This is a genomic window from Paenibacillus sp. FSL R7-0198 (assembly GCF_038000415.1).
GTDB lineage: Bacteria > Bacillota > Bacilli > Paenibacillales > Paenibacillaceae > Paenibacillus.
Genome location: NZ_JBBOCB010000001.1, coordinates 4,456,936 through 4,474,009 on the forward strand (window position 1 = coordinate 4,456,936; position 17,074 = coordinate 4,474,009).

General features: G+C 48.0%; 15 protein-coding genes. 8 read left to right on the forward strand and 7 right to left on the reverse strand.

All coding sequences use genetic code 11. The features are described from left to right. Positions 1 to 50 precede the first annotated feature (50 nt). Entirely contained in the window at positions 51 to 1,094 is a 1,044-nt protein-coding gene (locus MKY87_RS19430) for an LCP family protein (protein ID WP_091018703.1), read from the reverse strand. Positions 1,095 to 1,306: 212 nt separating this feature from the next. Between MKY87_RS19430 and MKY87_RS19435 the strand changes: the two genes are divergently transcribed. Genes MKY87_RS19435 through bcp form a run of 4 tightly spaced genes read left to right on the forward strand, consistent with a single transcriptional unit; the run spans position 1,307 to position 4,449 of the window. Next, positions 1,307 to 2,353 carry an ABC transporter ATP-binding protein gene (locus tag MKY87_RS19435; protein WP_249913780.1) on the forward strand — a complete coding sequence of 349 codons (1,047 nt, stop codon included), beginning with the start codon at positions 1,307 to 1,309 and terminating at the stop codon, positions 2,351 to 2,353. A gap of 1 nt (position 2,354) precedes the next feature. Then, the gene (locus tag MKY87_RS19440) at positions 2,355 to 3,149 is read left to right on the forward strand and encodes an ABC transporter permease (RefSeq protein ID WP_062837592.1); all 795 of its coding nucleotides are present in this window, start codon (positions 2,355 to 2,357) and stop codon (positions 3,147 to 3,149) included. A gap of 4 nt (positions 3,150 to 3,153) precedes the next feature. Further along, on the forward strand, positions 3,154 to 3,939 hold the full coding sequence (locus MKY87_RS19445) for an ABC transporter permease (RefSeq protein WP_076333833.1): 786 nt from the start codon (positions 3,154 to 3,156) through the stop codon (positions 3,937 to 3,939). A gap of 45 nt (positions 3,940 to 3,984) precedes the next feature. After that, a complete protein-coding gene (gene bcp, locus MKY87_RS19450; protein ID WP_091039060.1) occupies positions 3,985 to 4,449 on the forward strand; it encodes a thioredoxin-dependent thiol peroxidase in 465 nt (154 codons plus the stop codon). Between the two features lie 91 nt (positions 4,450 to 4,540). Here the strand turns inward: bcp and MKY87_RS19455 are convergent, their stop codons facing one another. From MKY87_RS19455 to MKY87_RS19480, 6 genes are all read right to left on the reverse strand, one after another. Next, positions 4,541 to 5,668 (reverse strand): GerAB/ArcD/ProY family transporter, encoded by a 1,128-nt coding sequence (locus MKY87_RS19455; RefSeq protein WP_340965758.1) that lies wholly within the window; start codon positions 5,666 to 5,668, stop codon positions 4,541 to 4,543. Positions 5,669 to 5,765: 97 nt separating this feature from the next. Beyond that, positions 5,766 to 6,890 (reverse strand): GerAB/ArcD/ProY family transporter, encoded by a 1,125-nt coding sequence (locus MKY87_RS19460; RefSeq protein WP_340965760.1) that lies wholly within the window; start codon positions 6,888 to 6,890, stop codon positions 5,766 to 5,768. An 18-nt stretch (positions 6,891 to 6,908) separates the two neighbouring features. Continuing rightward, complete coding sequence (locus MKY87_RS19465; RefSeq protein WP_338590761.1) at positions 6,909 to 7,145, reverse strand: hypothetical protein; 237 nt, start codon at positions 7,143 to 7,145, stop codon at positions 6,909 to 6,911. A 6-nt stretch (positions 7,146 to 7,151) separates the two neighbouring features. After that, positions 7,152 to 8,354: a Ger(x)C family spore germination protein gene (locus MKY87_RS19470; protein ID WP_340965761.1), complete on the reverse strand. Its 1,203-nt coding sequence runs from the start codon at positions 8,352 to 8,354 to the stop codon at positions 7,152 to 7,154. Positions 8,355 to 8,374: 20 nt separating this feature from the next. Further along, positions 8,375 to 9,889, reverse strand: coding sequence for a spore germination protein (locus MKY87_RS19475; RefSeq protein ID WP_340965762.1), 1,515 nt, complete (start codon positions 9,887 to 9,889; stop codon positions 8,375 to 8,377). Positions 9,890 to 10,022: 133 nt separating this feature from the next. Then, positions 10,023 to 10,670, reverse strand: coding sequence for a DedA family protein (locus tag MKY87_RS19480; RefSeq protein WP_017690726.1), 648 nt, complete (start codon positions 10,668 to 10,670; stop codon positions 10,023 to 10,025). Between the two features lie 240 nt (positions 10,671 to 10,910). Between MKY87_RS19480 and MKY87_RS19485 the strand changes: the two genes are divergently transcribed. The 4 genes from MKY87_RS19485 to MKY87_RS19500 all read left to right on the forward strand — a co-directional run bounded on the left by MKY87_RS19485 (position 10,911) and on the right by MKY87_RS19500 (position 16,916). Further along, positions 10,911 to 12,212: a polysaccharide deacetylase gene (locus MKY87_RS19485; protein ID WP_340965763.1), complete on the forward strand. Its 1,302-nt coding sequence runs from the start codon at positions 10,911 to 10,913 to the stop codon at positions 12,210 to 12,212. 117 nt (positions 12,213 to 12,329) lie between these two features. Continuing rightward, positions 12,330 to 13,304 (forward strand): AAA family ATPase, encoded by a 975-nt coding sequence (locus tag MKY87_RS19490; protein ID WP_340965764.1) that lies wholly within the window; start codon positions 12,330 to 12,332, stop codon positions 13,302 to 13,304. Next, on the forward strand, positions 13,301 to 14,566 hold the full coding sequence (locus MKY87_RS19495; protein WP_340965766.1) for a DUF58 domain-containing protein: 1,266 nt from the start codon (positions 13,301 to 13,303) through the stop codon (positions 14,564 to 14,566). The genes MKY87_RS19490 and MKY87_RS19495 overlap by 4 nt, the downstream gene beginning before the upstream one ends. Continuing rightward, positions 14,553 to 16,916 carry a transglutaminase-like domain-containing protein gene (locus MKY87_RS19500; protein WP_340965767.1) on the forward strand — a complete coding sequence of 788 codons (2,364 nt, stop codon included), beginning with the start codon at positions 14,553 to 14,555 and terminating at the stop codon, positions 16,914 to 16,916. Before MKY87_RS19495 ends, MKY87_RS19500 begins: the two co-directional genes overlap by 14 nt. Positions 16,917 to 17,074: the final 158 nt, after the last annotated feature.

Consider the following 17,074-nt stretch of genomic DNA (forward strand, 5'->3'; position numbering starts at 1 on the left):
GCCGGGCACAACGAGAGGGCAGCGTAATGGCTGCCCTCTGCATGTTTAGATTACTGAGCCGGTTGCTCTGACTTTTGATCGTCACCACTGGCTGTTTTATCTTCGGTGCTGGTTGTACTATCATCCGTTGTAGCAGGCGGGTGAATAATATCCTGAATATGCTGCTTCAATTTCTCTTCATTGGTAACCGTCAATACTTGCGCACCGCCTGCTGTACGTTCTTCTTTCAGCAGGTTCATTGGCGGGATCTGCTCACTGCCATTCATGCTGCTCTGGTAACCGAGGCCACCCAGTTTCCACATATCGGAGAGTGTCAGATTCGTATCCACATAAGGATTAACCTGTTCCAGAATGGAAGGCAGCTTGGCAATGGTTGTTGTTGACTGCATTTTTGCCGTCACAGCTTTCAGCAACTCACGCTGACGCTCGGAACGAGCGAAATCCGACATCGCATCATGGCGGAAACGAACGTACATGAGGGCTGTTTCGCCATCCAGATGCTGATATCCTTTTTTGAGATCAATATCGTATTCGTTATTGTCTGCTTTACTTGTATAGTGCATGTCTTTCTCCACATCAAAATCAACACCGCCAACGGCATCCACCAATTTGATGAATCCCTGGAAATCCGTATACACATAATATTGTACAGGAATGCCGAGCAGGTCGCCGGCAGCTTGCATCGCTGCATTAGGACCATGGGTGATGGCAGTGTTGATCCGTTCTTTGCCATATCCGTCAATATTGACGTAAGTGTCGCGCAGAATGGAGAACAGATTGATTTTTTTGGTAAGTGGGTCGAGCGATACAACCATCATGCTGTCGGAGCGGGGAACTTCACCTTTTTTCAATCCGCGCGCATCGACACCCATAACGAGAATATTTACCGTTTCTGTGCCTTCCCATTTTGGAGGGTCAGGAGTATTTACTTTCTCCACATTCTCGATACCTGCGAATGGTGATTCGTCGCCGTCTTTTGCCAAACCGTCCAACTGATTGAGAATAGAACCGAAATAATATGCCGCTGCTCCTCCGATAATTAACACGAAGGCGGCAAGAGAAATCCATATGGTTCTCTTCGTCTTTCTGGTCATGCTAGCTCTCCTTTGTATTTGAGATGAAATAAAAAAACGAGTTCGAGTATTCAAGTAAGATCTAGTCGAAGCTTTCCGTACACGTCTTTTCCCAACATAAGGGCAGGACGCGGCTCCAGACTATTTTAAAGCTTGCTGAATTTTGACTGATACCATTATAATTTCTTTTTGGGCTACAAGCAATTTCAACAAAATCCAAGTGAGGTATAATCATGCTGGCGATTGATGTCAAAGATTTGCGCAAGTCGTTTAGCGTCCAGAAAAGCCGAGGTGGGCTGAAGGGCGCATTCCAAGACCTGTTTGCACGTCAATACCAGGAGGTATTGGCTGTAAATGATATTTCATTTCAGATTCCGCAGGGCGAAATTTGCGGATATATTGGGGAGAACGGTGCCGGTAAATCAACAACGATCAAGATGTTGACCGGCATTTTGGTGCCAACTTCAGGGCAAATATCGGTTGGTGGATATGTTCCGTATCAGGAACGGGAGAAGTTTGTACAGAATATTGGTGTTGTTTTTGGTCAGCGCAGTCAATTGTGGTGGGATATTGGCGTTATCGAATCCTTCCATTTATTGCGCAAAGTATATCGTGTAGGAGAGGTCGATTTCCGGAAACGTCTGGATGAACTGGTTGAGCGATTGCAGCTTCAGGACCTGTTAAGCCGTCCGGTGCGGAAGCTCAGTCTTGGTCAGCGTATGCGCTGCGAGTTAGTGGCAGCCTTGTTGCATAATCCGAGTATTGTTTTCCTGGATGAGCCAACTATTGGTTTGGATATTGTGGTGAAGTCGGAAATTCGGGATTTCTTGAAAGATATGAACAAGGAGCATGGAACGACCATCCTGCTCACAACCCACGATTTGCAGGACATTGAGGCCCTGTGTTCCCGGGTGATCATGCTTGATGCGGGCAACATCATCTATGATGGTGGTCTGGATCATCTGAAGTCCCAGTGGGGCAAGGAGCGGGAGATCCGCTTCAAGTTTGGCTCAGCTCACAACATCAGTCAGATGCAGGAATGGACTGCTGCGTTGCCTGTGCGTTGGACAGTAGAGAATGAATTGTCCGCATCTGTATGGATTCCGCTGGACCTGAATGTTTCGGATGTACTCGGACGTGTCGTTGGACAGGCTGATATTACCGATATTCAGATTATCGAGATCAACACGGATGAGATTGTGCGCAGTATTTACCAATCCGGTTCCGCCGAGCGTCCCGAGATTGTGGGAGCAGGGAAAGAAGCGGTGGGTGTATCCTGAGATGAATAGTGCATTTATTGATTTTATGCGCATCCGTTTTCTAACGATGCTGGCATACCGGGTGAATTATTACTCCGGCATTTTGATATATACGCTGAATATCGGCGTGTATTACTTTACCTGGCAAGCCATTTACGGTAGCAGTGGTGAACTCGGCGGTTTCACGGCAGCGCAGATGACCACTTACATCGCTGTATCCTGGATGGCACGTGCTTTTTACTTTAACAATCTGGACCGGGAGATTGCCGCAGACATACGGGATGGCTCCATTGCGATTCAATTCATCAGGCCGATCAATTACGTTATGGTCAAAATGATGCAGGGTCTTGGTGAAGGCATTTTCCGCTTCCTGCTCCTCATGATTCCAGGGATGCTCATCGCCATTCTGCTGTTCCCGGTTGAATTGCCTACGGCGCCATCGGCGTGGATTGGCTTTCTCGTCATGCTGTTCTTCAGTTTCCTCATTAATTCCCAGATTAATGTGATAACGGGACTGGCAGCTTTCTTTGTGGAAAACAATGAAGGCATGATGCGTATGAAACGCGTCGTAGTTGATCTGTTCTCTGGTCTAATCATCCCGATCAGCCTGTATCCAGGCTGGATGTCTGCGGTGATGAAGGTATTGCCTTTTCAAGCCATTACGTATCTGCCCGGTTCCGTTTTCACTGGAAGAGTGGAAGGTACCGCCATCTGGAATGTACTCGGTATTCAGGTGTTCTGGTTTGCCGTGTTACTGCTCCCGATGGTATTGATCTGGCGTAAGGCGCGCAAGCGTCTGTTCGTGCAAGGGGGATAACGGAATGTACTATATGGGTCTGATCTGGGAATATTTGAAGAACTACATGAAAACACGACTCACGTACCGTGCCGATTTCTGGGTGGAGATCCTATCGGATCTGCTGTTCCAGGCAACCAACCTGATCTTTATCTTTGTGGTCTTCCGCCACACGGATAACCTGGGCGGTTGGAGTGAGAGTGAAGTGCTCTTTGTTTATGGATATTTTATGGTGCCCTATGGCATCTTCAGTTGTTTTATCAATCTGTGGGGATTCAGCGAGCGGTACATCGTCAAAGGTGAGATGGATCGGATCCTGACACGCCCTGCACATAACCTGTTCCAGATATTGCTTGAAAATGTGGACCCGCCTGCACTCGTGGGCTCGTTTATCGGCTTGATCATCATGATCTTCAGCGGAGCAGAGATGGGTCTGATGCTGGAGTGGTGGCATATCCCTGCCTTAATTATATTGGCACTCAGCTCAGTCATGATCTATGCAGGCATCTATACCACATTGACTTCACTATCCTTTTATTCGGACGCGCCAACAGGTATCCTGCCGTTGATGTATAACATTCAAGGATATGGACGCTACCCGGTAACGATCTATAACCGTGCCATTCAGGTGCTGTTAACCTGGATCATTCCGTTTGCCTTCGTGGGGATCTATCCCGCAGCATTGTTCCTGGAAAGGTCCGAGATGCATCGTATGGCGCTCCTCACACCTGTGATGGGACTGGTGTTTGGTTCCATGGGCTTGCTTCTTTGGAATTATGGTGTGAAGCGGTATCGCGGAGCAGGTTCATAATAACGCCCTATAGCAATTCATGGGGGAGATTAGGGAGGAACTGACATGACGTTAAATGTAGGCGAATTGGCACCGGATTTTGAACTTCCGTCCAGTACGGGAGAATCGGTAAAGCTTTCGGATTACCGCGGACAGCGGGTACTGCTTTATTTTTACCCCAAGGATATGACTTCGTCCTGTACGCAACAGGCTTGTGATTTCCGGGATCGACATGCTGAATTTGAAGGGCTGAACACAGTCATTCTCGGAATCAGCACCGATCCGATGAAACAACATGACAAGTTTATTGCCAAGTATGGTCTGCCGTTCACATTGTTATCGGATGAAGAGCATGTCGTAGCTGAGCAATACGGGGTATGGCAGCTGAAGAAAATGTATGGCAAGGAGTACATGGGTATGGTTCGCTCCACTTTTCTGATTGATGAAGAGGGGAAATTGATCAAGGACTGGTCCAAAGTTCGGGTCAAAGGACATATCGAGTCTGCGCTTGAGGCTTTGAACACATTGTAATTAATGATTTAGACATGTGTGAATAAATACATCTTAACCGTTTCATCATTAAAGGCTGTGTTTCGCGGAATTAACCGTGAACACAGCCTTTTTAGGTGGGCAATCGTTTTTGATTGGATGAATTGTTCTTGCTCTTGCCAGAACGAAGCCGATGCACGAGCAGAAGGAATAGCGGAATAATAAAACTTACCGTGATATCCCAATCCACCCAAGCGGGCATGATCGTATTGGTGTAGAAAATGACATTGGGAGAAATCAGTACAGCTAACGCGAATAATAACATCGCTGATGGCAGGATGAGCGGTTTGTATGTCTTTAACCGAAATAGCTGAGCTGTTCCAACGACAAACGAGAACATATACAGCAGGCTTTTGAAATAGGTAGCAATTAACCAAGCAGTCGCCATGAACGCCTCAATTCGTTCGAAAAAGTTGCCGATATTAATTTTCTGGGACAGGGTATAGGAGATATAGATCTCATGTTGGGTAAGAAAGGGTCCAAAAACCATGAGCGAAATGAGCAAAAGTGTAGTTAGCAGTAACCCTCCACATAAGGTGGCGAGTAACATGTCACGTTTGATATGAGGCCCGGACATCACATAAGGAAGAACCATGGTGATTACGATGAGTTCACCAAAGGAAGTAAATGCTCCCCGAATGATGGAATGAACCAGATGGAGCCAAGGGATGTTCAAGTAAGGTTGCAGATGTGAACTGTTTACTTTGGGCATCAGCCCCAGAAACAACAAAATCATAAAGGCAACAACGATGGGGGTCAGCAGTTCACTGCTACTTCCTATTGTATGCAAGCCATGCATAAGCCCCCAGACCAGAGCGCACATAAGGATAATTAGAATGACCCGGATGGGGGTCTGAAGGTAGATCTGTGTGGTCATAAAGTCACCGACTTCACGGATACATATGACAGCGCCTATGGCGAAATAAAATAGATATGCAGCTGCCAAAACAGACCCTGCCCACCGGCCAAGTATTTTTTGGCAGATTTCAATAAGGGAAAGATCAGGGTGTGTCTGATGAAGTTTGTATAGCACCCACATGATGAGTATGCCGATCGGTTGACCGATAAGAGAACAGATCCATGCATCCTGTTGACCCGAAGCAGTAACCACGGAGGGATAGAGTAGAATCATGTCCCCAATCATGACGAGAAAGGTAAGGACTGCAAATTGCCTAATGGTGATTTTCTCCTTAATTAGCATAGACACCGTTCTCCTTCTCTATATTCAGCATGGATGAAATTCATGAAGGAACCATTTTTCCATCTATACCCGGCTCCTTCCCCAAAAAAAATAGTACTCATTCCTGTGAGGAATTGTTTGGAGTAACCGATGATGTTCTGTAAGACTTAAGCAATTGTATCAGCAGGAGACAACCCGGCAGAATGATCCCCAGTGTGGTATCCCAATCTACCCAATATGGAACAATGGTGATCACGATAAAAGTAATGCTTGGTGAGATCAGATTGGCTAATCCGAAAATGAGTAAAGATGCAGGGAGTACTAGTATCTGATACTGCTTAAGCTTGAACAGTTCTGCACAACCAACAATAAAGGCGTATAAGTATATCATCGCTTTAAAGTACGTAGAGATCAGCCAGGAAGAAGCCATAATCGCTTCAATACGTTCAAAAAAGCCCCCAATACTGATTTTCTGGGACAAAACAAAAGAAGCATATATGTTATGTTGCGTAAGAAAGGCACCCAAGACCAGCAACGATATGGTAACAAGCGTTGCCAATACCAAGCTGCCTAAACCAGCTGCAATAATTACGTCCCGTGTTCGATGAGCCTGCTTGGCAACATAGGGCAGTATCATCATGATGGGAACGACTTCACCGATGGGATATATAATGCTTACCAGAATGCCCTGCGAGATAGAGACAACACTCGTATCACTTACTGGCTTCAAATTTCTGGTATCAATCTGAGGAAGCAGGCAGACTGCAAGGACGACAATAAACACAATAACGACAGGCATCAGTAGTTCACTACTTCGTCCCATCGCCTCTAATCCGTGAGACACTCCCCACGCGATCACGATGACAAACATCAGAATGATGATGCGAATGGGAGTGTACGGGAAGATTTGAGTGGTCATGAAATCGCCGACTTCTCTCGTATGCGTGGAAGCACCAATAATGAAAAAGAACAGGTAAAAGCAGGAAAAGAAAGTACCTGGCCAGAACCCTAGAATGCTTCGTGCCATCTGCACCAGATTTTTTTCTGGATGCATACTACATAACTTCAGGATCATGGCCATCAGTGCCATCCCCAGAGGAACGCCTATAAAAGCACAAATCCAGGAGTCTTGTTTCGCATAGGACGTGATGACTGAGGGGTAGATCAGCATCATATCCCCGACCACCATCATAAAAGTGAGAGTGGTCAATTGTCTTGTTCCTAGGCGCCCCTGTTCCAGCATAATGGTCCTCTCCTTTTTCTAGGTTCCCGTCAGACGTGCCAAAAATTGATTAACAGGTTCATAGATCCACATGATGATATAGAGCGGACTGGGGAAATCCCACAGGTTGGCTGCAATCACACTGAACCCTGTGGCTATGACGAGCATTCCGCTGTACACCGCTGTTTCCCTCCATTCCTTGCGACGGATGAGACCTGGAAGATCAACCAAGCCTACGAGGCCCCCTATGACAATGACAGTAATTGTAATCAACATCCGGTCTCACTCCTTCAAATCCTCCTTGAATGAATCATCCAGTGTACCTACACGTTTGATCTGTACATTGGCTTCATACTTAACATCCAGATTTTCAAAATATTGATCCCAATCCTTCTCAATTTTTTTAAAAAATTTAGGATCAGCATGATACACTTCCTGACCAAATCCAAAAATGTCAATATGGAACTTTCGCCGCACTGAATTCACGGAGTTTTCCATTAGATCTATCAGTCGATCCTCACTGTCCTTTTCCAACTCTTTGAGCGTTTTCATTGAACCAATTCTGATTCCGCACTCTACTGCACCAATGGAAGACACATTTTTGAGTTTGATGTGGATCACAGGCTGGTCGTTAATGACCTTTGCTTTTCGTTGGGTCTTGGTGCGGAGAGCTTTGAACGTCACATTTCCTCCTTTTCGGCAAGGCATGTGACTGATGGTAGACACCACATTGTCGCGGATGTAGTTGTATCCTTTCGATTCATCTTCCGTTAACCAGCCGATCAGTTTGTCCTTTTTGAAGATGCTTAATCCCGTAGAATTCAGATTGGCCGGAGATTTGATTGTCGCAATATTATCTTTGCTGCCACTTATCGCTGAACTGCCAACAATCTCTACTCCGGTGATGACAGGCTGTATTCCGGGAGTTAGCATGTATTCCATTAACTGATCACCAGTTACCGTAGTAGTGGGAGACCAGGTTTTGGCAGATACGTCCAGAGAATTAAACATCTTCTCCGCAGGGATATTCTCAAGTGGGGTAAGCACGTTCAGTACTTTGGAAGCCGTTGTATTTCGTGCAACCATGACGTAATAATCGGGTCTAGCAGTAGGTTCTCGCATTAACGCTTCCATGACATCGTAGATGCCCTCTTTACGTGCATATTCTTCTCCGAACACCAATACACGGATATGTGCCATGAATATACGGCGTGGGCTTGTCTCGGTCAGCTTTTGAATTGCTTCAAACAGCGTGGGCGCGGACGCTTCGTACAGCGTGACAGGAGTACCATTGCCTCCCCCTGATTTGGAGGATACTTCATTCGGCACGACGACCTGAGCACTCACTTTAATCAAATCGCCATCCTTGTCTACACCAAGACCCAGCATAATGCCAAGTTCATTCAATTCCTGGCGATCCCAGCATCCGGTAAGGAGAGGGAGCAGGCATACAATGCATACAATTAATCGGAAGCACTTGTTCATACGTTGTTCTCCTTACCGAATTAACGCTTCATTTTTTTGCTGGCTTGTCGGATTTTGTTCGGGGTACCCGTAGAGAATGGACGTGTTTTCATATGGGACCAGGGTACACGAAACAGCGTATCTTTCAGATCTTTCTGAATTAGAGGTGCAAAGGGGGACATATACGGTACGCCAAAAGAACGCAAGCTGCACAGGTGTGTAACTGTAATGAGCAGAACAATTAGAATACCGTAGAAACCAAAAGCTGCCGCGAGTATCATCAATACAAATCGCAAAATTCGGACAGAGATAGAAAGTCCATTCTCTGGAATGACATAACTGGATATGGCCGTTATGGAAACGATAATAACCATTGCGGCGGAGACAACTCCTGCATCTACGGCTGCTTGGCCAATTACCAGTGTTCCGACAATGGAAACGGCCTGACCGACCGTTTTCGGAATACGTATACCTGCTTCTCGCAAAATTTCATAGGTCAGTTCCATCAGTATGGCTTCAATGAATGCGGGAAAAGGAACGCCTTCACGTTGAGCTGCCAGACTAATGAGCATATTGGTGGGTAACATTTCCTGGTGAAAGGTGGTAATGGCAATATAGAAGGATGGAGCTAGTAAAGCGATAAAAAAGGACAGATAACGAATCAAGCGAATCAATGTGCTGATATCGGCCCGTTGATAGTAATCCTCCGGCGATTGGAAGAAATGCACGAACAAGGCGGGAACCAGCAGCACAAAAGGCGTACCGTCCACGATGATGGCTACTCTGCCCTCAAGTAAGGCAGCACAAACCGTATCTGGACGTTCACTATTGTAAACCGTGGGGAATAACGTTCTGGTTTCGTCTTGTACAAGTTCCTCGATGTACCCGCTCTCCAGAATCCCGTCAATGTCGATCTCATCGAGCCTGCGCCTTAGTTCCTCTACCACTTCTGGATCAACGGTATGCTTCAGATATAAGACCGCAACCCTTGTTTTGGTGATACGACCAATCTCCTTTTCTTCGATCCAGAGATGAGGGTCACGAATCCGTTTGCGAATCAAGGAAGTATTTGTACGCAAATTTTCATTAAATCCCTCCATAGGACCCCGAACAACGGTCTGTGAGATGGGTTCACCAACAGCACGGTCTTCCCAACCGGCTGCGGCAATTTTCAATCCTCGTACACAGCCTTCGATCAGCAGGATGGCCGATCCGGACAGGAGAGCATTAAGCACATCTTCCATGTCATCCACGAATACTACATTGCTCGCAGCCAGAATATCATTCTGGAGGTAGCTAAGATGCTCATCATCTGCCGAGAATTCCGGAAGTTCATGTGTCTTTAATAGAGATTCCAGGATGGAATGATTCAGAATCTGCACATCCACTAATCCATCGATGTACAACATAACTGCAGGCCATTTATGTAAACACTGGAGAGGGCGCATCATCAAGTCGTTGCTGTTCCCCATCACTTGCTTGCAGTAATCCATATTTTCGCCTAGATCCGGAGAGATTGGCCTCTGATCTTGGCGTTCCGGCGACGTTTTACTCATGCTTTCACCTCCCTATACACCCTATATTTTCAAGTTAGTATGACCTGGATGAATTCGGATTATCACAAAAAAAAGGAGCTGCGATTACTCGCAACTCCTTGTCTGCTTATTATATATGGACTTTTGTCCGGGTTTACTTTTGTCTTTGTCGAACAGGGGCTGGCTTGGATACGGTGGATCTTGCTGTCCATGCTTTGCGGTAACGATAGAGCACGGCTACGATGAGCAATAGGCCGATTCCTCCCACGATATATGCTGCATATTGATGAGCCAGATGGAATACGGCGTTCCACTGAGGGCCAAATATTTTGCCAATGCCCAGAAACAATACAACCCAGAACAGTGCGCCTGAATAGGCGTAGAGAGCGAATTTGCGAAAAGGAACAGCGGCTATGCCCGCGAAATACCCGGTGAAATGCCTTACACCCGGAATGAAATAACCGATGAAGATTAAGGCATTACCATACTTGGCAAACCACTTTTGCGTTTTATCGAGCTTGTCCTGCTTCAGCAGAAACCATTTTCCGTATCGTGTTATAAAGGGCAGTCCTGCTTTGGCTCCAATAAAATAAGTGATGGTCATGCCAATCGTTGTCCCCAGAAAAGCCAGTATGGTGAGGATTCCAAAGTCGAGATGCCCCTTGTAGGAGAGAAACCCTGCGTAAGCCATCGTTGTTTCACCAGGAAAGGGAAGTGCGATGAATTCAAGCAACAAGCCAAAAAACAAAACGCTGTATCCGTAGGACCCAAACAGATGTTGGATCTTCTCAAGCAATTCCAATAGATTTCACTCTCCTGAATACGGGGTGGGAGCATGAATACTCTCCAAGGTGTTTTAAGGTGTTCTGCCTTTTCATTATGCTACATAATCTGAAGCGAAGAATCAATCAGGCTAGATAGCAAATTGTGAAAAAATATTAAACAAAATCACGTCTTTTTTCAATGAAGCCTCCATATAATTCTAACAAATCTGCTGAAGTCTATCAGCAAATTACTAGAGACGGTGGAGGTCGATTCGTAAATGGTACAGAGACCGGAATTGAGAAGCAAGGAAAATGGGGGAAACTCTGCAACAACCATACATATGTTTTTATCTGGACAATGGTCTGTCATTCTCGTGCGAATTGCGATATTGCTATGTGCATTCGCTGTATATGCAGGCACGGCTTATGCATCTTCTGCTTCCGGCTCAGGTGATCCAATTTCGGAAGATAAGAATACTCAAGACAAGGTAGTCTATCTGAGTTTTGACGATGGACCGGGGAACCATACCCGTGAAGTATTGGATATTTTGCGTAAGGAGAAGGTTTTGGCTACATTTTTTGTGCTGGGTGAGCAGGCAGAACGTTATCCCGAGTTAATCCGGACGCTTGTGGAGGATGGACATGCTTTGGGCAATCATACGTTTAATCATCAATACGAACAGCTGTACAGTGATTTTAAAGTGTTCTGGAAACAGATCAAGCAAACAGAGGAAGTGCTGGAGCGTATCACCGGTTTCCGTCCGAATCTGGTGCGAGCACCAGGCGGTACCTACGGGCATTTTGACCAGAGTTATTTTGATTTGCTCCAACTGGGTGGATACACCGTCATGGACTGGAACGTCGATAGTGGAGATTCCAAGCGTAAAGGTGTTCCGGCCAAAGAGATCCTCAGCAATTCGACCAAAGTACCTGCGGGGGCACGTTCGGTCATTGTCCTGATGCATGACGGTGGTGCACATGCTGAAACGGTAAAAGCACTTCCGGGTATTATCAAATATTATCGTGATCATGGATATCGTTTTGACACCATAAAGAGTACGGATCAACCAGTTCAATTCCGTGTACATCCAGATGGTAAGTATAAAGCCCGCAAGGCGCCGGGAAAGGCCTGGATCGAAGAGCATGTAGAAGCGAACGCGACGTTATGGCTTGCAACCAAGAAGCTGAAGGTAGAGGTGGGATTGGCTGCGGCTACCTTGCAACCGGGTGAGTTCCGCATGGAGGGGCAACGAATCATGGTGCCTTTGCGTACTTTTATGAAAAAATTCGGGGGTAGCACTCGTTGGGACTCTGAAACAAGGACGGCCATAGCAGTATGGAAGGAAAGAACGATTCATGCAGACAGTGTGAGCGGAACACTGACAACAACCGGGGCAATTGAAACGGGAGCAGTACAGAGTCTGGGGGGAACCATCTGGGTTCCGTTACGTGAGTTACTGGAGCAGATGGGGTTGAGGGTGAATTCCTTAACCAGTAATGAAGCAGAGTGGACGGTAAAGGCGGGCACTTCCAGATCCATTTCGGCAATGAACAGCATATTTAAGTATAAAATGATCTGAAGAAAGTCATTCTTGCAGGACTATTCTCTCTACTTCCGGGCAACACTGAATCATAGATTACTATGGTTCAAGAATGCTGATGAACGGAAGGAGATCAGATAAATGTCTTATATCCGAATGGAACATGAACATGCTGTTGAATTGTTAAACAGGGTCATGAAGCGTGTTGAGAGTGTGATTATTGGCAAAAAAACAGAGATTCGTTATGTCCTCACTGCAATGCTCAGTGGAGGTCATGTACTTCTGGAAGATGTGCCGGGTACCGGGAAAACGATGCTGGTTCGTGCCGTTGCTTCTGCACTGGACTGCTCCATGGGCCGGATTCAATTCACGTCCGATGTCATGCCAGCAGATGTTACGGGCACTTCGATCTATCATCCACATACAGCTGAATTCAAGTTTCGGCCCGGACCTGTCATGTCCAACATTGTCCTGGCTGATGAAATAAATCGCGCTTCACCACGCACTCAGTCTGCCCTGCTGGAGGCAATGGAGGAACGACGTATTACGGTTGATGGCACAACCTATGCCTTGCCACGCCCGTTCTTTCTGCTGGCGACACAGAATCCGTTACAGTTCGAGGGTACGTACCGTCTGCCTGAAGCGCAGCTGGATCGATTTATGATGAGAATTGGACTGGGGTATCCCGATCCGGAACAGGAATTGGAATTGTTAACCCGCATGCAAGGTAGAGAAGCGCTTGATGAACTTCGCCCTGTCCTGCTTGCTGAAGAAGTCGTAGCCATGCAGCGTGAAGTCAAACAGGTACATGTTGATCCGGTCGTCAAACAGTATCTGGTGGCCGTTGCTGTAGCCTCTCGCAGCCTTCCGGCGGTCAGATTGGGCATCAGTCCGCGTGGAACACTGGCCTGGATGGCTGCTGCGCAGTCATTTGCCTATCTTCAAGGGCGCAGTTATGTCATTCCGGATGATGTGAAAGAGGTAGCTGTGCCTGTCCTTTCCCACCGTATTCAATTGAAGGCCCAGAACAGAGCGGAGGTTTGGGGGCAAGTACAAGTCATTGAAGAAGCATTGTCATCGGTCCCGGTACCTGTACAGATGGCATCACAGGGAAGGGGACGGAGGCAATGACTGCGCTGGGACAACGGATTGTGAGTGCTGTCTTGGTGGTGGCTTTTGTTTCCTTGTATCAGTGGCATGGGGGCAAAGCGGCGTTGTTTCTATCCGTTATAACTTTCTTGATGTTCACAGGAGGTCTGCTTCTCCATTGGTTCAGACCACGGCGTATTCACATCCGTCGGAAAATACACACGAACCGGATTGAGGCAGGCGAGCAGGTACGGGTTCTGGTCGAACTGGAATTCAAATGCCGTATTCCATTGTTATGGATCGTTCTGTGTGAGAACACACCTGCAGGTGTTCATCGCAAATTAATTTTCCCGGGAACACGGCGACAATTTTCCTATCAATATGAATGTTCCGGGTTACGCAGAGGAATCTACAGATGGGATACAGGCAGATTGTACTGGGGTGATATGTTTGGCTGGAATACCCTCTCCGCAGAGACCGAAGGAGGTACACCCCTGATTGTTGTTCCTCAAGCAACGGCTTGGGGGAAGGGTGATTCGGTAGAATTCGCAGCGATGATCGAAGGGACTCTGTCGGAGCGAAGAAATAGCCAGGGAAACCGTAGCCCTGAATTCCGTGAATATCAGCAGGGTGACCCACTGGGAAGAGTTCATTGGAAAAGTACAGCCAAAACGGGTAAACTTCAGACCTTTCTGCCTGATACCACGGATCTGGCTTCGCTCGGCATCCTTGTGTATGAAGGCGCGTCGGGTTATGACGTAAAACAACAGGAGAACATGGATGCACCTGCTTTTGAACGAGTGGTTCGTGCAGCTGCCCGCTGGATTCATACCGCTGAGCGGGATGACATTCCTTATCACCTGTGGATGGAAGGCGGCGATAAGAGCTATGATGCACAAGATCAATGGCAGCATGGGCCGTTCCATGCAGATGATGAGAATCATGGACTGGACAAGTTAGCGGGGGCACAAATATCCAAAGCACAATCAGGCTCTGTTTCACTCCGAACGGAGATGCTGGATGGACTGACGAGTGGGTCGCGAATTGTGGTTCTCACCGGTAAGATGGATCAGGTTCTGGCCGAATGGATCTTAACTGCAATCGGGTCGGGTTATCGTGTAGAGGTGCAATTGACTGAAGCAAACCAGGACCAATTAGGATCAACGGATAGATTGATGAATGGATTGGGATATGACAGCTTAAGTTTGGAGCGGCTTCGTCACAGCGGGGTGCCGATCCATGCGGTTACAGACGTTGCGTTATCTTCATTGGGAAAGGTGGAGGTAACGGATGTGGGAGCTTAATGGTAACCAGCAACCCAATCCCACTGTGGCCGACTTAGAGTCTACGGACCGTACGAGAATGGAATCGGCCCATTCCGTATATAAAGTTGTGAACCAGAATTCTGTGAAGGATATAAAGGATGAGGGATATGTGAGCGTACCTATCCTGTACAAAATTGTTATTTCGGCCATTTTACTTATACTGTCTCTGGAGTGGATATATCCAGTTACATCATCAGATCAGCAGGGCAGTGAACGGTTCTTGTCCGTAATGGCGGGATTAACGGGAGCATTGTTGCTCGCGGGGTTAATTCGTACAGGATGGATCACCGGAGTACTGATCCGATTATTCATTGCACTCGCTGCGCTATGTCTGATGTACGGAGGAAGTGAACCTGTCCGTTGGGCGGTCGCTTATCCGGGAATATTTTCAGCGGATATGGACACTTTTATAAATAACTGGAGATTTCACTCGATTAGTACAGAAACGAGAGGTTTGTTCATGATGTGCGGCTGGAGCATGCTCATGGCTTCTGTGCAATCCCTCGTATTGTTACGTCGAAGCGTTATGCTGTTTGGCAGTGCAACACTGCTCTATTTGCTTTTGCTTGAATCCTTTGCGGGGCTGGATGTGTATGCTTCTGTAATACGGTCTGTCCTATGGACTTTTCTTATTCAGGCTCTGCTCCAGCTATTACGTCTCAATGCAGGAGTCACTACTCCGAGTTATCGCGGCAGCCCCTATGGCCGTTGGAGTGCAGTAACTATCGTTGCTTCCGCAGGTATGGTGCTTCTCTCCGCGTTACCTGGCCAGTTTGCTTCCATTCCTCAGCCGGAACGCATATCTCTGGAACAGATGGGTGAACGCATAGCTCGCTGGGCAGGTTATACACAGCACGTTAGTATCCCTGCTGCAACGGCAGTCACGGGATATAGCACAGCGGACGCGCCTATGGGAGCACCGTTGGTGCAAGGGAACTCCATCTTTTTTATAGCAAAGAGTCCAAAAGTGACGTATTGGCGAGGGGAGACCCGTTCATATTATAACGGTAGTACTTGGAGTGATCCGGGTCAAAGCTTCGAAACGGCAAGTCCATCCGGAATGCTGCGTGCTGATGGTTGGGAGAATCCAACCTATTGGAGTCGCATTCGCCAAACCGTCACGATGCAGCGAGAGTGGAAAGGACCAAATCCTCTCTTTACCGGGGGGATACCGGTTAACGTATCGTTCCAGGATAAGAACAAGGATAATCAGGAAAACATGTTTTCTTTGCTGTCTAATCGCGATTCGGCAACGTTGTGGCTCGCGAGCTCAGGGGACGATAAGATAGTTAAACATTATTCGGCAGACGTCATGGTTCCTGTCGCAACACCTGAACAGTTACGTCTGCTTGAGGAAACGAATAAAGGGAAAGATCCGGCAGCCATTCGGAGGGACTATCTGCAATTGCCTGCATCACTCCCTGGTCGAGTGCAGACGCTCGCCAAGGAAATTATTAAAGGCAGTGAGACCCGGTATGACGCTGTGCAAGCTGTAAAGACTTATCTGGCTGCTCATGCCGAGTATACGTTGGATACCCGTATGCCACCGCGAGGAACCGATTTTGTGGACGATTTTTTATTCGTCACCCGGCAGGGGTATTGCAATCATTTCTCCACAGCCATGATTGTGTTGCTGCGTGCAGAGGGCATCCCCGCACGCTGGGTTAAAGGTTTTGGCCCCGGAGTTGCTGACCCGAATGTGCCCAGTCAGTATGTGATTTCACAGGGAGATGCACATTCCTGGGTAGAGGTGTATTTTCCGGGTGCAGGCTGGATGCCGTTTGAGGCCACGCCAGGCTTCACCATGGCGCAAGGCGCGGGCGAAGGTGTCGCAGCGCTTGCCGGGGCGCAGCCTGTTGCGGAGACTCCGCCGTATATGAGCGGCGGATTGGCTAACGCGGGCGCATGGCTGCTCGCCCGCGCACGGGCCATTGCCGCGGAGCCATGGCTCGCGGCAGCCCTTGTGGCAGCGGCCCTGCTGGGCGCCGCTGCTCTGGTCCGCATGCGGCGGCTACGCCCCGCGCTGCGGATTAGGCTGCTGCTGGCGTGGCCGCGCAGCAGCTTCCCGGACCGCGAGCGGCTGCTGGGTGCCGCCGCTCCGGTCTGGGCTGCGCTCGCGCGCAAGTACGGCCCGCGGCCGCCGGGTATGACGCTGCGTGAATATGCAGCGTCACCGGCTTTGGCCGCAGGCGCGGACGGCGCGGACATCGCGCGGTTTGCAGCCGACTGGGAACGGCTGCTGTACGGGCCAGATCGTCCGCTGCGCGCGGACAGTCTGGACTTCCTGCGCCGGGCACTTCGTTTGGCCCGGCGGTTGCAGACGTTGTAACACAAGGATGTTACAACGTTACACCAAAGATGCGAAGCTGCTGCCATACAATCGCTATCACTTACCAATAGAGCTTGGCCACTTGTGGGCAGATGAAGATCGCCATTGGCTGGCGCATTGTTATTTAAGTGCAGCGTTTGGTTCATCGCTGCATGCCA